The following is a 20491-nucleotide window of genomic DNA, read 5'->3' on the forward strand; positions in this document are numbered from 1 at the left end:
AAAGAACAAAAAACAAGCTGTTTTTTGTTCTTTTTATAACCAGAAAAGGAAAGTTGATAAAATGATAAAAGGACGAGCTGACTTGCAAAACAGTCAGCTCGTCCTCTTTTATTTTCGTTTTCTTTTATTTTATTTCTCAGTTCTTTGCAGCACCAACGTTGAGATTTATGCGTCGATGTTTGCGTAGGTAGCATTCTGTTCTATGAACTCACGGCGTGGTTCTACGTCGTCGCCCATGAGCATAGAGAACATTTCATCGGCAGTTGTAGCATTTTCGATTGTTACCTGCTTCAAAAGGCGAGACTTCGGATCCATCGTTGTTTCCCAAAGCTGCTCCGGGTTCATTTCGCCGAGACCTTTGTAACGCTGCGTGTGTATCATCTTGTCGTCCTCATTTCCGCCTGCGTATTTCTCAATGAACTGCAAACGCTGCTGTTCTGTGTAGCAGTATTCGCTCACTTTCTTGTAAGAACACTTGTAGAGTGGAGGAGTGGCAATGTAGAGATGCCCTTCTTCGATTACTCTTGGCATATAACGGTAGAAGAGTGTCATTATAAGTGTGTCGATGTGAGAGCCATCGACGTCGGCATCGGTCATAATAATGATTTTGTCGTATCGGAGTTTGTCGGTATTTGCCTCGAAGTCTGATTCGCCATCTACGCCGAATCGCACACCGATAGACTGAATGATATTCATTACCGACTCTGCTTCGAACACGCGATGACGCTGAACTTTCTCTACATTCAGAATCTTACCACGCAGCGGAAGGATAGCCTGGGTGTATCGGTCGCGTCCCTGTTTTGCTGAGCCACCGGCAGAATCACCCTCGACAAGGAAGATTTCGCAAGCCTTTGGATCCTTGTTTGAGCAGTCTGCGAGCTTACCCGGAAGACCACCACCGGTCATAACGTTCTTGCGTTGTACGTTTTCGCGCGCCTTACGGGCTGCAATACGAGCCGTGGCAGCGAGAATTACCTTGTCGCAAATAAGTTTTGCTTCGGTTGGATGCTCTTCCAGATAGTCTGAAAGTGCTTCGCCCACCGCCTGTTGTACGGCACCCGACACTTCGCTGTTGCCCAACTTGGTCTTCGTCTGCCCCTCAAACTGTGGTTCTGCCACCTTGATGGAGATTACAGCAGTAAGACCTTCGCGGAAGTCTTCGCCGGTAATTTCAATCTTAGCCTTTTCTATTTGCTTGGCGATCTGGCTTTCGCTGTCTGCGTATGACTTCAATGTGCGGGTCAATGCAGCACGGAAACCGGCAAGATGCGTACCACCTTCTATGGTGTTGATATTGTTTACATACGAATGGATATTCTCGTTGTAGTCGGTATTGTACATAATAGCGACTTCGATTGGAATGCCCTGCTTCTCTGTTTTCAGATAAATTACGTCGTCGAAAAGATGTGCGCGATGACGGTCTACGTATCTGACAAATTCCTTCAGACCATCCTTTGCGTGGAAAACTTCTTCGCGTGTCTTGCCTTCAGCGTCTGGACGCAGGTCGCGCAGCGTTATCTTGATGCCGGCATTGAGGAATGCCAGTTCGCGCATACGGCGGGAAACGATGTCCCACTGGTAAACCGTTGTCGTGAATATCGTTGGGTCTGGCCAGAACTGCTGACGCGTACCGGTCTTATCCGTTTCGCCCACAACCTTTACGGCATAGAGAGGCTTGCCCTGTTCATATTCCTGCTGGTAGATTTTGCCATCGCGGAAAACCTGAGACTTCATGTGGTATGACAACGCATTGACACAACTCACACCTACACCGTGAAGACCACCACTGACCTTGTAAGAACCTTTGTCGAACTTACCACCGGCGTGGAGCACCGTCATCACGACTTCGAGCGCACTCTTGTGCAGTTTCTCGTGCATATCCACAGGAATTCCACGTCCGTCATCCTCAACGGTCACGGAATTGTCTTCATTGATCGTTACCTCGATGTGGGTGCAATAGCCCGCCATAGCCTCGTCGATAGAGTTGTCTACGGTTTCGTTGATGAGGTGGTGGAGACCTTTTTCGCTGATATCGCCAATATACATTGCAGGACGCTTGCGCACTGCCTCAAGTCCTTCAAGAACCTGAATGTTACTGGCGGAGTAATTGCTCTCGTTTTCTTGAATATCTGCCATTTTTTTAAGATTGTTCTTTTCTTTTGAGCCTGCCTTGCGCAGCGTCGAGCCTGTCAGTCGGACAGGCCGTTGTCTGCAAGGCTTCCCGATAGGATTAAGCTGCTGATTCTGTGTTGGTTCTATGCCACTTTGCAGCACGTGCCTATCTTTTGCAAAGATACAAAAAATACCTCATTATATGAAAGAATTAGGTGCAAAAAAGCATTAAAAGAATAAGGTCGGAATCCAAATGGATTCCGACCTTAATTATTCTTTATTCGCTATGACTTGTGTGCTGATTAGCCTAATGCAGCAATGTGCTTACAGAGACCAGACTTCAAGTTAGCAGCCTTATTCTTGTGAATGATATTGGTCTTAGCAAGTTTGTCAAGCATCTTCTGCACTGTAGGGTAAAGCTTCAAAGCTTCTTCCTTGTCTGCAATACCGCGCAGCTTACGAACCGCATTACGCATAGTCTTTGCATAGTACTTGTTATGCAGAGTCCTTGTCTTTGTCTGGCGGATTCTCTTAAGTGATGATTTGTGATTTGCCATCTTATTGTTTTCTTTTTATTTTTATCGTAGTCCCTAGCGGAATCGAACCGCTCTTGCAAGAATGAAAATCTTGTGTCCTAACCGATAGACGAAGGGACCGTGCTTTTGTTTAGCGGGTGCAAAGGTAGTCCAATTATTTTAATCGTGCAAATATTCTTCAATATTTTTTCGTATAAAATAGCTTTTTTGTAATTTTGTATTGATTTTATGGGTACGACAACCAAAACCAAGGCAATAGTCCTGCACAGCCTGAAGTATGGCGACGCTTCGCTGATTGTGGATGTCCTGACCGAAGAGTTAGGACGGGTGTCGTTTATGGCACGGATTCCGAAGACTTCAAAGGCAAGAGTGAAGAAGCAGTTCTTTCAACCGATGACGATTCTCGACCTTGAGTTTGATTACCGGCAGCGTTCGTCGTTGCAGCATATCAAGGATGCGCGCATTGCCATACCTTATTATAATATACCTTTCGAGCCTGTAAAGTCGAGCGTACTCCTCTTTATCGCCGAGTTCCTTTATAATGTTACGAAGGACGAGCAGCATAATCGCGCTTTATTCAATTACGTGGTGTCAAGTCTTCAGTGGTACGATGCCGCGGAGTGCGACTTTGCCAACTTCCATTTGGTTTTTATGATGCGCTTGAGCCGATTCATAGGTTTCTATCCAAATTTGGAGGATTATGTTTCGGGAAGCTATTTCGACCTGCGTAACGGCTGTTTTTCCACACTTGCGCCTTTGCATAATGATGTGCTGCAGCCTGTGGACGCCGGGCGGATATGCAAGTTGATGCGAATGGATTATGAGAATATGCGCCTGTTCAGATTGTCGAGGCAGGAACGGAACCGCTTTACCGACATTGCATTGTATTATTATCGGCTGCACGTTCCTAATATGGGCGAATTGCAGAGCTTTGAAATTCTGAAGGAAATATTCGGAGCGTGAGGGAAAGGAATACCTCGGTTCGGGATAGGCTGACAGGGAAAACTCTCACGGAGAGCACAGATTCAAAGATTTTCTTCTCATTTCCGGACACAGAGAAGGCAAAGCCTTCAAGGAGGGCGCAGATGCTTGATGAGAAACGATTGTGCATTTAGTCTGCATTAAGCGTTCACACAAAGAAATCTGTGAGTTCCTTGAAAGCTTCGCCTTCTCTCTGCTGAAAATAATATCTGTGCTTCCGTGAACTCTGTGAGAGGTTACGCCCAAAGAAGCCTCAATATTTTTCATCGCAATCTTATGTTTCTTGATTCGGATTTATCTCGAATTAAGGTATAGAATGGGAACATTCTGATTCTGAATAGGCTGACAAGGGAACAAGTGAACCTGTTTGCAAGCCTCGCTCCCTTGTCATTTTATCCTCTAAATCCGATTATTTTATAATCTTCTTTCCGTCTATGATGTAGATTCCGTGCTGAAGTTCGGTTCCGTTCGGAATGCGTTTCCCGTCGATGGTGTAGACTGCGCTTTCCTTGCTTTCAGACTTAACTGCCTCTATGCCTGTTGATACGGATTCGGGAGTCAGAAGGACAGAATTTGTTGAACCGTCAGTTTGATAGACTTTCCAGTTTTTGTCGTTGGCAATCTTTATATCGCTGCCTACACAACTGTTCTTTCCCCTTTCCTCTCCTTTTTTATAAAGAAGATAAATAGTTCCTCTCCTTGCAGGTGTTGGTAGGCTGTTCATCATTGCCGTCATATTGGCTCCGGTAATGTTGTTATGATAAACATTAATGTCTCCAATCTTCTCGCAATGGCTGAAATCAAGCATTGTCAGTTGATTAAAATCAGCTGAGATTCTTCTGAGCTTTGGACCGAATTTGATGGAAGTGATTTCATTGTGGCTGCAATTGACATTGTCAATTTCCGGACACATCTCCAAATTCAATTCTCCCTTGAATTTATTTTTTCTGCAACAGAAACTACTCAACTTAGGAGTTCCGCTGAGATCTATCGAACTCAGTTCGCAGTTTTCAAAATCCAACTGAAGGAGCGATGGACAATGTGTAATGTCCAGTTTCTCCAAAGGAGTTTTGTTGATAGTGAACATACTGATATTTCCTGTCAGGGTTACTTCCTTTTTCAGGACTTTGTAGCGAGCCTGTTCTACTTTCTCCAGTCCGTCAATTTTAACCCCGGTGCCGCAATGCCAATACACCCTTATGATGTCTCCCGGCTCTCCCTTGATGGTAAATGTGATGTAGTTTTCTGCCCACGAATTGAGCGAGGCAACTAAAACAATCAGCAGTAACAATACTTTTTTCATATTGATATTAAAATTTTAAAAGCACCGCCTCTCCCTTGACAGTAAATAAACATTAGTTAGATAGAATAAAAAAAGCGTGGGAGACCTACTGCCACCCGTCCCACACTCTGAGGTCTTCGCATTACCCGACACAGTTGAACGAGCAACGAGACCCCACGCCGATATGAAAAAAGCATAATACACCTATACACCTCATATATCCATACTTGCATTGAGCAGTATGAAGCATAACGAGATGATAGGGCTGAATGCATTGATTCACACCCGTGAGCATCTACCGTTGCCAAGTTCGTGACTATGTCTGGAAGTTTGCGAAGTTTCAGAGTGTCAAGAACAAAGCGCGTGTAAACGCCTTTCCATATATGATTCCCCACACAGGCAGGTTGTTCGCTAAGAACGGTTTGCCGTTTTCCCCGATGCTGTTTCCTGACGGAAACGCATCATCGGCGTAAGGATGCTGCAAAAGTAATCATAAATTCTTAAAGCACAAAGAGAAACGGGTAAATTTCGCTTTAATTGAAAATACACTTGTCAATACGGTTCGCATTGTTCATTAATAAATGCAATGCGTTTCTGCTCTCCATCTTGTGTTTTTTGAGTTTAGGTTTTGTATGCTTTGGGGTATGCTTTCCGTCTTTTTCCGTAAAGATATTGCTCGTTTAAATTCGATAGGAACATCAATCCTTGCAAGAGGATAATCATACGATTTGCGAATGACCGAAGATTGCATTCCATTCTTCGCAAAAACGCTTTGCAATCTTGCGAAGAATGGAATACAATTTTCGCACGTTTGAAAGCTCTCATTTGTCGTTTGATTTTCAGACGTTTACAAAGAGAACGTTTGCCGACTATGTTGCTTTATTTTGAATAATTTTCTGATGAAAATGCCAGAGCAGAGGATAAGGGTGGAACTTGTAAATACAAGACGGCGAATTTGCCGATGTGTTGATTTATTTATCTGTCTTTAATTTTGTCTCTGACGGATAGAATTTTGGCACATCGTTTTCATCAACGTTCAGTGAAATCCTTGAAGGTCTTGCCTCTCGCAGATATGAGAGAATTATGGATAATCGTTTTGCCACGAAGATGTCGGATGGGCAAAAATAAAAATCCCTTCAGCAGCACGCTAAAGGGATTTACGTCATATATGATAAATAGGTTTACACAAAATTAATCAAGCCTTGAACAGCTTCGGAGTCGTTATTCTCGTTTTCCTGTTCTTCCTTGTTGGTTGTTTTCAGATCCTTGATCAACTGCTTTGTACGCTTGTATGTCGGAGTATTCTCAATCTGGAGAATAACATCCTCGTTGTCCAAGTCGTCTTGTGAGAAAAGATAGATGTGCGGGCGACGCTTGTATTGCGAGTTGTTTTCGTTTTTGTAGTAACGGTCGCGGCGTTCACGACGCTCTGCGTTCTTTTCTTCCTCTTCGGCAATGCGTGCAGCCTCTTCCTGAGAATGCTTGCGTATGCGGCTTCCCATACCATCCACGTCTTCGATACCGAAGCCGGTTGCAAGGATAGTAACCTTCACTTTCTTGTCGAGTTCAGGGTCGAGGGCGATACCCCATTTGAGTTCAAAGTCGTCGCTGAAGCGTCCCATAAACTCGTTTACGTCGCCCATTTCCTCCATTGTCAGGCCGGGGTTGTCCTTATTGTCGCTGCTGAAGTTGATGGAAAGGAGAATCTTCTTTGAATTGTAGATGTCGTTGTCGTTGAGCAACGGCGAGTTGAGGGCATCTTCGATGGCCTGTTTCACACGGCCTTCGCCTTCTCCGTAGCCTGTACTCATTATGGCAACGCCGCCATCCTTGAGCACAGTCTTCACATCGTTGAAGTCGAGATTGATCAAGCCGTGAACGGTAATAATCTCTGCAATGCTCTTTGCGGCGATGCTCAGGGTGTCGTCGGCCTTTCCGAATGCGTTGAGGACGCTCATTTCGGGATAAATCTCGCGGAGACGTTCGTTGTTGATAACCAAGAGTGCGTCTACCTGCTTTGACATTTCCTCAACACCGTCGAGTGCCTGATCGATTTTCTTGTCGCCCTCGAAACGGAACGGTATGGTAACGATACCAACCGTGAGGATGTCGAGTTCCTTAGATACGCGGGCAATAACCGGTGCTGCGCCGGTACCGGTACCACCGCCCATACCTGCTGTGATGAAGGCCATCTTCGTTCCATCGTTGAGCATATTACGGATGTCGTCGATGGTTTCCTCAGCAGCCTCTCTTGCCTTTGCAGGTTTGTTGCCGGCACCAAGTCCTTCCTTGCCCAATTGCAGGTGAACAGGCACGGGAGAGTCGTTGAGCGACTGTGCGTCGGTATTGCACAACACGAAGGTTACGTCGTGGATACCTTCCTTATACATATGGTTTACGGCGTTGCCACCTCCACCACCAACGCCTATTACCTTGATGATGCTGTTCTGTTCTTCTTCGCCAAAGTCCAGAATGTCCAATGTCTTATTTTCGTCTGCCATAACAGTAATTTCCTTTTAAATGTTTTCTAATTATCATCAAGTCTCTGCTTATTCTTCTTCTTCGAGCATCTTGCCGCCAAATTCCTTGAGTTTTCGGGTAAATCTGCTCCAAACGCTGTTCTTTCTCTTTTCTTCTTCCTGTCGGCGTCTCTCTTCTTCTTCCTCCTCGCGCTTACGTTGTTCTTCTTCTAAACGTCGACGTTCCTGTTCTGCCTTTTCCTTTTCAGCAGCCGTGAGCACTACTCCTTCTTTTACTTCGGTAGGCTTGCGAGGTGTCTCGTGGAGTTCGCTGGTGTTGCTCTTTGTTGGGTTTGTGTCTACAAAGAGATTTTGGTCAGAACTGATGGCAGGGCCTGCACAGTTGATGTCGCCCTTTGCAAGAAGGCCGAGAATTGTATTCATCGTGCCGTTCTTGGCATTGATTTCGGGAGCATTGCCGTTGATGGTCTGGTTTACGAACTTCGCAGTACGGATCTTGTCTACGTTTTGATGATTGCGGAATGCACGTTCAATATTCTTCATATTCGAGCCGCCACCGGTAAGAATGAAGCCTCCGAGGAGTTTGTCGAGGTATGCCGTGGGCACCTGATGCACTACGTTTTCGATGATTTCGAGCACGCGTGCCTCTACAATCTCAATGAACTTGCGGCTCTCTACGGATCGTTCCGGGTCGATAGAGTAGGACAGGCCGTTGTCTATATCGTTGTTGTCGGTAAATGCACTGCCATATTTCAGCTTCATAGCTTCTGCATCCTTCTCCTCCATCTGAAGAGTAGCGATGTCCTTTGTAATGTTGCCGCTTCCCAATGGGAGGACTGCAAGATGGCGGAGGATGTTCTTATAGTAGACGGAAACTGTTGTGGTGTCTGCTCCAAAGTCTACCAGTACGCAGCCGCCACGCTTTTCTGCTTCGGAAAGTACGCTGTCTGCCAGTGCCAAAGGAGCGAGATACATCTCTGCGATTGAGATGCCTGCCTTTTCAAAACAGTTGTTCAGATTATGGTAGAATGATTTGCGCCAGAGGATATTGAGGAAGTTTCCTTCAAGATGACTGGCCTTTATGCCCACAGGATCGACAACATACTGGTTGTCTACCTTGTATTCCTGTGTTGCAGCGTCGAGAATCTCCTGATCCTGATAGCTCATAGTGCGGTTGTTGTCCATCAGCTCGTTGATCATATCGCTTGTAATGAGCGTTTCGGAAGGGAGTTCCTTCACGATAACGTTCTTTACGCTTCGGATAGACTGTCCGCCCACACCCACGTAGACGTGTGAAATCTCGTGTTTGAGCTGTTTTTTCAGCTTGCCGATGATGCTGATTAAGCACTGCCCGGTCTTGTCGATGTTGTAGACAACGCCTTTGCGGATGCACTGTGAGGCTCCCTCTGTAACAACAGCCTGCACAGTGATGCTGCCGTCAAGGTTCTTCTTGCCAGCGATTCCTGTAATCTTTGATGAGCCCAGTTCAATGGCTACAATGAATTCTGCCATACACGTAATATTTATTTTTATTTTATTCTGTCGCTTCTAATGAACTTTCCTGAGGCTCGGCAGGTGTGTCCTGTTTCTTTGCCTCGCTTGTTTCAACCTCTTTCTTTTCTTCAGCAGGTTGGCTTTCTGGGAATTCTGCACCGTATTTCTTGCAGATAATCTGATTGTCGAACTCTACGTTGATGTAGGAATACTTGTTCCAGCCGGCCTGTGAGAGACCGTAACGATAGAATTTCTCCAGTCTGGTAAGTTTCTTTTCCACGTATGCCGCTATCGCCTTTTCGGTTTCTGCCTTGTTTTTCTTTATAGGAAGATAGCCGATAAAGATGATATGGTCGCCGATTCGTGGGATGAGTTCAATGCCTCTGTCGCTCAGCACGTGTATCTGTTCAATCTGATTGAGCCAGAACTCCGACTTGCTGATGGCCTTTGCAAGCGGCGTGATGCCGTTGTTGGCGAACCAATGATTGATATTGCCCGAAGCAATAATCAGATCGCTTGTATATTTTGAGTTGGGCAATATGCCGCCTTGGTCGTCAAGGTAGTAGTCGTTGCCGTTATCGCTCTTGATACGGATAATCGGCATTCGCTGCGAGATGGAAATGTTTACATCGCCATTCTCTGCAACATAGCATTGAGCGGTATTGACGAATGGTCCAACCTTCAGAGCTTCCTCTATCTTTCTTGGCTCAATGGAATCCACCTGTTTGTTCAAAGGGTAGAGTTCGGCTTTCTGAAGAATGCTTTTTATCTCGTCAGCACTGAGAAATCCCGCATTGTTGGAGTCGGAAATGTCGATGTTTACCTTATTGCATACGATATGCTGCTTGTCAGGCTCGTTCCACGAAGTGATGGCCATAACAAGATAGAATGCCAGAAGGATATCCAAAGTGCATATTGTAGCTTTTTTCCAACTAATGTGCATTTCTTATTCTTTGCTTTTGTTTACTCTTTACTTTTTAATATTTCAGCCATTGCAGGCACGTAATTGTCCAAGTTGCCGGCTCCGAGAACCACAAGAACATCGAAATCGCGCTCCTTGGTAAGTTCCAGCACGCTGTCTTTTTCAATCATCTGCTTCGCAATGCCTTCTTTCAGATTGTCGAATATCAATGAAGTGCTGACGCCCTCAATGGGTTCTTCGCGTGCAGGATAGATTTCCGTCAGTATGACTTCGTCGAAATGGCTGAGCGCATCGGCAAATTCCCGATAGAAATCTCTTGTACGGGTGTAGAGATGAGGCTGGAAGATAACCGTAACCTTGCGGTTTGGGTAAATCTCCTTCAAGCTCTTGGCACTCTGAAGGATTTCCTTTGGATGGTGGGCATAGTCTGAAAGGAAGACGTGCTTGTCGTTTTTGATTTTGAAATCGAAACGACGGTCTACACCTGCGTATGTTTTCATTCCGTTTCGCAACTCTTCGGCAGTGCAGCCGTTGAGCTGTGCCAATGCCATTGCCGCAATGCCGTTCTCTATATTAATAGGTACGGGCTGTCCGAGTTCGATGTCTTGCACGTTCTCGACAGGCGAAATGAAATCGAACACGATAGTTCCATTTTCAATACGGATATTTTCTGCGTGGAAATCGCCCTCGATGCGACTGTACTCATAGACCTTCACACCCTCCTGAACATTCTGTTTCATTTCCAGATTCTTGTGAATGACAAGCACGCCGTCGGGCTGAATCAATTCCGTATAGTGCCGGAAACTCTCCAGATATGCCTCCTTGGTTCCGTAAATATCCAAGTGGTCCGGGTCGGTAGACGTGATAACGCTCATCCAAGGACGCAGCCAGTGGAAAGAACGGTCGAATTCATCTGCTTCAATTACAACATAGTCGCTCTTGTCCGACAAGATATAATTCGTGCCGTAGTTCTTTGAAATGCCGCCAAGGAAAGCATTGCAGTCCAAATGGCTTTGGTGCATAAGATGCGCACACATTGTAGATGTGCTTGTTTTGCCGTGTGTTCCTGCGAAGCAGAGACCTTTATGTGTTTTGGTCAATGTGCCTAATACCTGTGCACGTTTCTGAATCTCGAAGTTGTTTTTGCGAAAGAACGCAAGCTCCTTGTGGGTTTCCGGAATTGCAGGCGTGTAGACAACTAACGTTGTGGCGGCATCCTTGCATTCAGACGGGATGAGATTTACGTCTTCTTCGTAATGAATCTGTATTCCCTCTTTCTGAAGTTGGGCGGTAAGTTCGGAAGGAGTCTTGTCGTAACCACCCACGACAAGTCCCTTTTGGCGGAAGTAACGGGCGACAGCACTCATCCCTATGCCGCCTGCACCTACGAAATATACTGCCTTGATATCCTTGAGTTCCATTTTATCTTATGCTTATGTGTTGCCCTGAGTCGCTGTTGAGGCTCCGGGCTTTAATTATTCTTTGCTGCCTGAATCAGCTTCATCACTTCGTCTGCAATGATGTTTGCAGAATCGTGAAGTCCCATTTTCTTTACGTTTTCGCTCAGACTGGCGAGTTTCCTGTCATCGGAAACTGTTTGGAGTGCCAGAGAAAGCAACTTTTCCGGTGCTTCTGCATCTTTCACGAAGAGTGCGGCATCCTTGTTTACGAGTGCCATTGCATTCTTTGTCTGATGGTCTTCGGCTACATTCGGACTGGGAACGAGGATGACCGGTTTGCCAATCAACTGAAATTCGCTGATGGAACTTGCGCCGGCACGGCTGATAACCAAGTCGGCCGACTTGTAGGCAGCACCCATATCGCCGATGAAGTCCATTATCTTGAGGTTAGGCAGTTCCCTACCCTTCATTTCATCGAGAATGCTCTGATGATAGAATTTGCCTGTCTGCCAAATAAACTGTGCGTCGGAATTGGCTATCAGGTCGAGATGGTCCAGTACCGAACGGTTGATGGTGCGTGCGCCGAGACTGCCGCCAACGAGAAGAATGGTCTTCTTTGCAGGGTTCAGACTGAAACTCCTGCGCGCTTCTTCAACGGACACCGCTGTGTGCAACACATTCTGGCGAACGGGATTCCCGGTCATAATGATTTTGTCGGCAGGGAAGAATCGTTCCATCCCTTCGTAAGCCACGCAGATTTTCTTTGCGCGCTTTGCCAACAGCTTGTTCGTAACGCCCGCATACGAGTTCTGCTCCTGAATGAGACAGGGAATGCCCATCTTTGAGCACTCGTAGAGCGTAGCCCCGCTTGCATAGCCGCCTACACCGACTGCCACCTGTGGCTTGAAATCCTTGATGATTCTGTGCGCCAGTCTGAGACTTTTCCACAATTTGCACAGCACGCTGAAGTTCTTCAGCTTGTTGGCACGGTCGAACCCCTTGATAGGCAGCCCTTTTATTTCATATCCAGCAGCCGGAACACGTTGCATTTCCATTCTGCCTTCGGCACCGACAAAGAGGATTTTCGCTTCAGGATGCTTTTCCCTGATGGCATTGGCAATAGACACGGCTGGGAAAATGTGTCCTCCTGTTCCGCCTCCGCTGATTATGATTCTTAACTCGTCGTTCATCTTTTATGCAGTATTAACCTACAAAGTTAATCATTTTTTTTATCTTACTGATATTTATTTGTCTATTTTAAGGCAATTCGCATTTTGGGGCAGTCAGGCGAACTGACTTGGCGTCATTGGCGTGTGGGCAACGTTGCTTATCCCTTGGCAGTTCCTTCCTCGGTTTCGGGACGTTTTTTGGCAAAACGACTGATGCTCAGCAATACGCCAATGTAGACACAGTTGATAACCGTAGACGTTCCTCCCTTGCTGATCAGGGGCAATGGCTGACCGGTAACCGGAGCAAGCCCTACTGCCACCGCCATATTGAACAATGCCTGAGACACCAGCAGAATCGCAATTCCCATTGCGAGAAAAGCCGGGAAGGAATTTTCGCACCTGTTGGCTATTCTTCCGACTCTGAACAGGAGAAAGATATAGAGTGCGGCAACCAGTCCGGCTCCCAAAAGTCCCATTTCCTCAATGATGATGGCGAAGATAAAGTCGGAGAAAGCCTGCGAAAGGAAATCGCGTTCGTTGGAGTTTCCCGGACCTTTGCCCACATAATTCGCCGATGCGACGGCGATGTTGGCGTGTGCCACCTGTCCGTCCTTGTCGAGGTCGTAGTTCTCCGGCGCAATATATTCGTCGTCGGTGAATTTCAGGATACGGGCTTTCCACGTGTCCATACGGTGGAACATCTTGTCAATCATTCCTTCTTCCTTAGGTTCTTCCTGTATTCTGGCTGCAACCTCTGTCAGTTGTTGTTTCTCATTTGCTGCATTTTCACTATGCCCGAAGAGAAGGATGAATCCTAAGCCTAACGAACCCAGTAATGCCAGTGTGCCGATGAATTTGCCTAATTGCTTCATAGGAACTCTGCCGATAAACATCATAAGCGTAATCGTTAGCCCCAAAAGTGCAGCCGTTGATAGATTTTCAAATACAGTCAGTCCGATAATGATAGATGAGATTATGAAAATATACCAGAAAGCCCTCTTGTGTGCTCCGTTTTCCGTCTGCATAGCACTCAGAATCTGCGCTGTGCAGAGTACAAGTGACATCTTTCCGATTTCCGAAGGTTGGAATTTTATTCCCATTATATCGAGCCACCTGCTCGCATCGTTGGTGGCTTCGCCCATACTCAAAACCATCATCTGCGTTAAAATTGCAAATAGGAGCATCGGTACGGAGATAAGTTTGAAGTATTTGCACTTGACGTTCATCACGACGATGAGGCTGAATGCGCCAAGCAGGATGGTTCCCACGTGCTTTATGATAGGATTCCAGTAGTTTCCACCTTTGTATGACAGAGAACTTGAGGCTGAATAAACCTCAATGATACTGATTATACAAAGGATGAAAAATATCATCCATATCACTTTGTCGCCTTTGAATATATTGCTAAGGGACCAATTCCTCATTTTGCCTGTTGGTTGAATTATGTTTATAAAATTTGTAATTTGAGATTCTGCTATGTTCTGATTTTAGGTGCTTTGTAAGTTTCTGAAAATCAATAGCCTACATCATCGTTTTCAAACGTGCGAAGAATGCGTTGCAATCTTCGCAAAAATGCACTGCAATCTTTGTAAGATTGTTTTCCATTCTTCGGTTACTTGCAAATCGCCTATTCGCTACTGCCGAAACTACAAGGCACGAACGAGGGTCTTGAACTGTTCGCCTCGGTCTTCCATATTCTTAAACAGGTCGAAGCTGGCGCAGCAAGGACTCAGCAGAACCGTGTCGCCGGGTTTTGCCAGTTCGTAGCAGGCGTCCACGCATTCCTTCATAGAGTGGGTGTCTCTTACGGGAATGCCGAGATTGTCGAAATTATCGTGGAGTTTCTGATTGTCGGCACCGAGATAAACGATGCCCGAACACTTCTCCTTTACCAGTTCCTTGATGGGTTCGTAGTCGTTGCCCTTATCCTTGCCGCCGATGATGAGGATGGTGGGCGTGCGCATACTCTCGATCGCATACCAACAGGCATCTACGTTGGTGGCCTTTGAGTCGTTGATGTATTGAACGCCCTTGACCTTGCAGACCTTTTCCAGACGGTGTTCTACGCCCGGGAAGTCGCTGAGACTCTTGCGTATGCTTTCTTTCTTTATGCCGCTGATGTTCGATGCTATTCCGGCAGCAAGCGAATTATAGATGTTGTGCTTGCCGGTGAGCGAAAGCTCTTCCTGTTCCATATTGAAGGGCGTGGGCTGTTCTATCTTGTATTCGCCTTCCTCTATGTAGCCGATGCTTCCCTTTTCCTTCAGTTCGGAGAATGGATACTGCACGGCCTTGACGTCAAACTTCTCGAGCTGCTTCTTGATTACTGGGTCGTCGTTCCAGTAGATGAAGCTGTCCTCTTTGGTCTGGTTCTGAATAATGCGCATTTTTGAGTCGGCATAATTCTCGAATTTGAAGTCGTAACGGTCGAGATGGTCGGGCGTGATGTTGAGCAGAATGGCTATGTTCGCACGGAAATCGTACATATCGTCGAGCTGGAAACTGCTCAGTTCGATGATGTAGTATTCGTGTGGGTCTTCTGCTATCTGAAGAGCGAGACTGTTTCCGATGTTGCCTGCCAGACCTACGTCGTAGCCTGCATCCTTGAAGATGTGGTAGATGAGGCTCGTTGTCGTTGTCTTGCCGTTGCTTCCTGTGATGCAGATCATCTTGGAGTTGGTGTATCTGCCGGCAAATTCTATTTCGCTGATGATGTGCGTGCCCTTTTCTATGAGCTTTTTTACCATCGGGGCTTCTCTCGGAATGCCGGGACTCTTAATCACTTCGTCGGCATCGAGAATCTTTTCTTCCGTATGCCGTCCTTCTTCCCATTCTATTCCGTGCTCGTCGAGCAGCTTCTTGTATTTGTCCTTTATGACAGACATATCCGAAACAAAGACCTCAAAACCCTTAGCCTTTGCCAAAATCGCTGCTCCTGCACCACTTTCGCCTGCTCCTAAAACTACTATTTTCTTCATAATCAATATTTTTTCTTTCTTATGCTGGAGTAGTTTGTAGGGCTCCAGACTTGTCTTTAATTTCTCTTTATCTGTTTTTAATGTCCTGTTCGCTTGCCGTTCGGCTTCTTTCGTCCAACTGTTGCGATGGTGTTGCGGACGGTTGGCAATCGGACGGACTATCTGATTTTCAGCGTGATGATAGCCAGTGCGGCAAGGATGATGGTGGTAATCCAGAAACGGATGGTAATCTTGCTCTCGTGAACTGCATTGTGCGGCACCTTAATCAGGTACTTGCACTCCGGATCCAACTGACTGTCCTGTGTCCTGAAGTTGTCGTGGATAGGCGTGCGCTTGAATATTCTTTGCTTCACGCCCTTACGCTTCCCCAGTTTATAGTAGTAAACCTGTACGATTACGCTCAGACTCTCAATGAAGAAGATGCCGCAGAGGATGGGCAGCAGCAGTTCCTTGTGAATGATAATGGCACCTACGGCGATGATGCCGCCGATGGTCAGGCTGCCGGTGTCGCCCATAAACACTTGGGCGGGGTAGGCATTGTACCACAGGAAACCGATGAGTGCTCCGATGAATGCCATAAAGAACACCACGAGTTCTTCAGAACCGGGTATATACATTATATTGAGGTAGGCGGCATACCGAAGGTGGCTGCTCACATAGGCAAGAATGCCCAGCACAACTCCTATTATCGCTGAGTTTCCGGCACACATTCCGTCCATTCCATCGTTGAGGTTCGCACCGTTTGATACGGCTGTAACTACCACGATGGTCATTATCACGAACAGAATCCACCCTGCCGCCGTCTTGTATTTGCCACAGAACGACATTATTTCAGAGTAGTCGAGATTGTGGTTCTTCACTAATGGGATGGTGGTCTTCAGCGTTTTTTCGGCTTTGTCCTTATGCTGCACCACCATTTCCGTACCGTCGTTCTTGGTTACTTCAAGGTTGAGGTTGGCTTTCACGTCGGGCGATGCCCAGAGCACGAGTCCTACGATGAGTCCAATCGTTACCTGTCCGACAATCTTGTATTTACCTTTCAGTCCTTCCTTGTTGTGTCTGAAGATTTTGATGAAATCGTCCATTCCACCGAGGAAACCTAACCAAACTGTTGTAACGACCATCAGGATTAGGTAAATGTTGCGCAATCGGCCTAAAAGCAGTACGGGGATGAGCAGGGCAACGATGATGATGATGCCGCCCATCGACGGTACGCCGATTTTCTTCACACCGAATGGGTCGATGCTTGCGTCGCGCTGCACTTCGGTAATCTGCTTTCTCTTGAGACATTTAATGAACTTCTCGCCAAACCAAGCAGAGATGATGAGGGCAAGAATCAATGCAACGATGCCGCGAAAACTGATGTAGCCCCAAAGGTGTGAGCCACTGATGCCGTATTCCTCCAACCAACGGAAAATGTAGTATAACATAATTTTCTCTTTTTAATGAGTAGTCTCTTTGTCTTCTTGCTCCGGTTTACTGAATACCGAATATTTCTTTGATTACTTCGTGGTCGTCAAAATGGTGCTTTACACCCTTGATTTCCTGATAATCTTCGTGTCCCTTACCGGCAACGAGGATTACATCGCCTTTTTCCACAAGCATACACGCAGTGCGGATAGCCTCCTTTCGGTCCACGATGGTAAGCACTTTTTTCTTCTGAGGGGCTTCAAGTCCTTCCATCATATCGTCGATGATGGCCTGTGGGTCTTCATCTCGGGGGTTGTCGCTCGTAAGGATAACCTTGTCGCTTTGCTTTACTGCCTCCTGTGCCATCAATGGTCGCTTTCCCTTGTCGCGGTTTCCACCTGCGCCGCAAACCGTGATTACCTTGCCTTCCTTGCCTTCCAGTACGTCGTGGATGGCAATGAGCACATTCTCCAATGCGTCAGGTGTGTGTGCATAATCAACAACCGCCGTATAGCCTTCGGGCGAATTGATGGGCTCTAAACGGCCATTGACGCTTTTCAGCGTGCTGAGTGCGAGCAGAATGTCTTCCGATTGCTTGCCAAGCATCATCGCTGTGCCGTAAACGGCGAGCAGGTTGCTCACGTTGAACTTGCCAATGAACTGTACGCCGACTTCCTTGCCGTCTACTTCAAGGTACATTCCCTCGAAATGGCACTCCAGAATGCGGGCACGGAAGTCTGCCATACGCTTCGTTGAATAGGTCTTTATTTCGGCTTTGCAGTTCTGTACCATTACCATACCGTTCTTGTCGTCGGCATTCGTAATTGCAAACGCATCCTTCGGCAACTCATCGAAGAACATCTTCTTCGCATTTCTGTAATTCTCGAACGTCTTGTGATAGTCCAGATGGTCGCGGGTAAGATTGGTAAATGCGCCACCTGAGAACTTCAAGCCGCCAATGCGGCGTTGCTGAATAGCGTGACTGGAACATTCCATAAAGGCATATTCGCAGCCTTCTTCGACCATTCGGCTGAGAAGTTGGTTCAATTCGATAGGGTCTGGCGTAGTATGGGAGGCAGGTACGGCTTTGTCGTCAATGTAATTGCAGACGGTTGAAAGCAAACCTACCTTATGTCCGAACTTGCGGAACATATTATACAGCAATGTTGCAATGGTGGTCTTGCCGTTAGTTCCCGTGATACCAACGAGCTTTAACTTGTGTGAAGGATTGCCATAGAAAAGCGTTGCGACTTTACCTACCTCTTCTTCAGTAGATTTTACCTGAATGTAAGTGATGTTTTCTGCTGTTTCTTCCGGCATATCTTCCAAAAGAATGGCTGTTGCGCCAAGCTCAATAGCCTTGGGAATGAAGCGGTGGCCATCGGTTTGTGTCCCCTTGATGGCTACAAAGAGATGTCCCTTTTCGATCTTACGGCTGTCAATGTTGATGCCGGTAATATCTGCATTGTCATTGCCTACTACGTTAAGCGGCTTGACATTCTTGAGCAATTCACTTATTTTCATATCTTGTAATATCTTCTTGTAATGTTTTCTTGTTTTTTATTATCTTGTTATCCGAAGGTAAGCGTGCAGATCATATTGCTTTTGATAGCTTCGCCTGCGCCGATGGATTGTCGAATTACTTTGCCGCGGCCGGTCATCTTCACTTTGATTCCTCTGCTTTCCATCAGATAGACAGCGTCTCGGGCACCCATACCGTGAACATCCGGTACTACTTTTTCGTTGTCTTCCTGTTTCTTCTGCAATATGAGGGAAGAATTGTTTGCTGCAACGGTTCCCCATACGGGGCTTCCGAACGGATAGGCACCGTTCCATCCATTTTTAACGTTGAAGCCGAGGAAATTCAAAACGTAGTCCGATGCGAGCAGATTACCAGTCTTTGCCTGTGGAATGAAATGAGAAGTTTCGTCCTTTGCATCATTAACGCTCAGTTTCAGACTTTGCGCCATAATTCCTTCTGCGATATTGTGGAAGACAACACCGCTCATTCCACCTCCCGAAGCAGGCAGTCCGGACTTCTGAATGCAGACGATGCAACTGTAACGTGGCTTGTCGGCAGGGAAGAAACCTGCAAAACTCAACAGATAGTTGGTTACTCCGGACGTATAGCCTGCTGCGCCCTTTGACATCTGCGCAGTACCCGTCTTGCCGGCTACCGAGAACTTGTCTGAACCGGCTTTCTTTCCGAGTCCTTCCGACACTACTTCGGTAAGGATTCGCTGCATCTGTACGATGGTACTTTCTTTTGCTATCTGCGGACGCATCACTACCGGTGCGTAATCTGCCAATACTTCGTTGTCCTTTATAATCTGCTTGACGAACCGCGGCTTCATCATCTTGCCGCCGTTGGCGATTGCATTGTAGAATGTAAGCGTTGAAATCGGCGGAACCTGAGTTTCATACCCGATGCTCATCCACGATAATGCCGTGGCACTCCAGTTGATATACTGGTTCTTTTTATTCTTCTTTGGCATACGGATTTTAGCCGGAGAATAGCCGACAATAGGGATATTGAGGTCGTCTGCAAGACCGAGATCGTAAATTCCCTGCACGAATTTCTCGGGTTCGTCGTGATAGTTCATATCAATGATACGGCTGACACCGATGTTGGAACTGTACTTCAAGGTCCAAGGAAGCGTCAATGTGCCATACCCGCCACGCCGCCAGTTGTGGTCCTTCATATCACGGCCATACATATTCCACACGCCACCTGCCGTTTCTATCGTTTTCATCGTGTCTACCACACCGTCGTCGAGTGCAACCATAATGGAAGCAGTCTTGAAAACAGACCCCGGTTCGAGCAAATCGCTCACTGCGTGGTTCTTGATTTCGCGATATTCTCCATCGGCACACTTGTCGAGATTCACGATTGCCTTGATATCTCCGGTTGCAACTTCCATCACGATAGCTACACCTACGTTGCCGTTGATTTCTTTCAATTCATCGAGCAGGGCGCGTTCTGCCAAGTCCTGAATGCCAACGTCGATTGTTGTGATGATATCTGCCCCGTCGATGGGCGGCACTTCGGTTATGTCGAGGAATTTATTGCGCACCTTCTGGCGTCTTTTCATACCGTTGATGCCACGCAGTTCCTTGTCGAACGTCAGTTCAAGTCCGCATCTTGCCACGTCCTTTGCGCCATAGAGGTCGCCCACGGTTCGCTGTGCGAGCGACCCGAACGGACGGCGGCGCGCATTGAACTCATCCCAGTGGAATCCACTCTGGTATTTCGACAGATGCAATACAGGAAGTTTCTGTACTTCTATGAATGTATTATAGTCTATTCGTGAATTGACGATGGGGAGATGCCTCTTCTTGTTCTTCAATCCCGTAAGCAGTTCTGATTTGAATTGACTGGGACTTTTTTCCGGGAAAAGCTCATTCAGCCCTTTGCATATCAAGTCGATACTGTCTCTGAAAGCCGTATCGTTCTTTGCCTCGGTCAATGCGTGGAAGTCCATATAGATTTTGAACTCCGGCAGAGAACTTGCCATCAGTTGCCCGTCGGCACTTAGAATGTTTCCACGGGCAGGCGTGATAGGCACGCTGTCCCTCTTGAGTCGGGAAGCGACGTCCATCCAATAATCCTTCTTTGCCGTCATAGTGTATGCGGCCTTGCCAATCACTGCAATGGCAATGAAAGTCATAATGAACGCAATACCCTTGTAGCGAGGCAAACTTTTCTGATTGTTGAATTTTCTCATTT

The 20491-nt window shown here is 46.7% G+C and carries 14 protein-coding genes and 1 tRNA gene; 1 reads left to right on the forward strand and 14 read right to left on the reverse strand.

The genetic code is table 11. The annotated features are described in order from the left end of the window. Positions 1-165: 165 nt before the first annotated feature. The 3 genes from gyrB to P150_RS0108645 form a co-directional block, all read right to left on the reverse strand. A complete protein-coding gene (gyrB, locus tag P150_RS0108635; protein ID WP_028897334.1) occupies positions 166-2136 on the reverse strand; it encodes a DNA topoisomerase (ATP-hydrolyzing) subunit B in 1971 nt (656 codons plus the stop codon). Positions 2137-2414: 278 nt separating this feature from the next. Next, on the reverse strand, positions 2415-2669 hold the full coding sequence (gene rpsT, locus P150_RS0108640; protein ID WP_028897335.1) for a 30S ribosomal protein S20: 255 nt from the start codon (positions 2667-2669) through the stop codon (positions 2415-2417). Between the two features lie 27 nt (positions 2670-2696). Continuing rightward, positions 2697-2768: transfer RNA gene (locus P150_RS0108645), tRNA-Glu, on the reverse strand. 108 nt (positions 2769-2876) lie between these two features. Here P150_RS0108645 and recO point away from each other — a divergent pair. Next, positions 2877-3611, forward strand: a complete 735-nt coding sequence (recO, locus tag P150_RS0108650; RefSeq protein ID WP_036932153.1) for a DNA repair protein RecO — start codon at positions 2877-2879, stop codon at positions 3609-3611. 427 nt (positions 3612-4038) lie between these two features. Here recO and P150_RS0108655 read toward each other — a convergent pair whose 3' ends face one another. From P150_RS0108655 to P150_RS0108715, 11 genes are all read right to left on the reverse strand, one after another. Next, positions 4039-4932: a hypothetical protein gene (locus tag P150_RS0108655; protein ID WP_028897337.1), complete on the reverse strand. Its 894-nt coding sequence runs from the start codon at positions 4930-4932 to the stop codon at positions 4039-4041. Between the two features lie 1160 nt (positions 4933-6092). Beyond that, positions 6093-7412, reverse strand: a complete 1320-nt coding sequence (ftsZ, locus tag P150_RS0108665; RefSeq protein WP_028897339.1) for a cell division protein FtsZ — start codon at positions 7410-7412, stop codon at positions 6093-6095. 48 nt (positions 7413-7460) lie between these two features. Beyond that, complete coding sequence (gene ftsA, locus P150_RS0108670) at positions 7461-8903, reverse strand: cell division protein FtsA (RefSeq protein ID WP_028897340.1); 1443 nt, start codon at positions 8901-8903, stop codon at positions 7461-7463. A gap of 22 nt (positions 8904-8925) precedes the next feature. Further along, positions 8926-9828, reverse strand: coding sequence for a hypothetical protein (locus P150_RS0108675; protein ID WP_028897341.1), 903 nt, complete (start codon positions 9826-9828; stop codon positions 8926-8928). Between the two features lie 20 nt (positions 9829-9848). Then, positions 9849-11228: a UDP-N-acetylmuramate--L-alanine ligase gene (gene murC / locus P150_RS0108680; protein ID WP_028897342.1), complete on the reverse strand. Its 1380-nt coding sequence runs from the start codon at positions 11226-11228 to the stop codon at positions 9849-9851. 50 nt (positions 11229-11278) lie between these two features. Then, positions 11279-12397: an undecaprenyldiphospho-muramoylpentapeptide beta-N-acetylglucosaminyltransferase gene (gene murG / locus P150_RS0108685; RefSeq protein WP_028897343.1), complete on the reverse strand. Its 1119-nt coding sequence runs from the start codon at positions 12395-12397 to the stop codon at positions 11279-11281. A 137-nt stretch (positions 12398-12534) separates the two neighbouring features. Continuing rightward, complete coding sequence (locus P150_RS0108690; RefSeq protein ID WP_028897344.1) at positions 12535-13800, reverse strand: FtsW/RodA/SpoVE family cell cycle protein; 1266 nt, start codon at positions 13798-13800, stop codon at positions 12535-12537. Positions 13801-14022: 222 nt separating this feature from the next. Next, positions 14023-15354: a UDP-N-acetylmuramoyl-L-alanine--D-glutamate ligase gene (murD, locus tag P150_RS0108700; RefSeq protein WP_028897345.1), complete on the reverse strand. Its 1332-nt coding sequence runs from the start codon at positions 15352-15354 to the stop codon at positions 14023-14025. Between the two features lie 158 nt (positions 15355-15512). Then, positions 15513-16784 carry a phospho-N-acetylmuramoyl-pentapeptide-transferase gene (locus P150_RS0108705; RefSeq protein WP_028897346.1) on the reverse strand — a complete coding sequence of 424 codons (1272 nt, stop codon included), beginning with the start codon at positions 16782-16784 and terminating at the stop codon, positions 15513-15515. A gap of 46 nt (positions 16785-16830) precedes the next feature. Beyond that, the gene (locus P150_RS0108710; protein ID WP_028897347.1) at positions 16831-18288 is read right to left on the reverse strand and encodes a UDP-N-acetylmuramoyl-L-alanyl-D-glutamate--2,6-diaminopimelate ligase; all 1458 of its coding nucleotides are present in this window, start codon (positions 18286-18288) and stop codon (positions 16831-16833) included. 47 nt (positions 18289-18335) lie between these two features. Then, positions 18336-20489 (reverse strand): penicillin-binding protein, encoded by a 2154-nt coding sequence (locus P150_RS0108715; RefSeq protein ID WP_028897348.1) that lies wholly within the window; start codon positions 20487-20489, stop codon positions 18336-18338. Between the last annotated feature and the right edge of the window lie 2 nt (positions 20490-20491).

It is taken from the genome of Prevotella sp. HUN102, assembly GCF_000688375.1.
Classification (GTDB): domain Bacteria; phylum Bacteroidota; class Bacteroidia; order Bacteroidales; family Bacteroidaceae; genus Prevotella.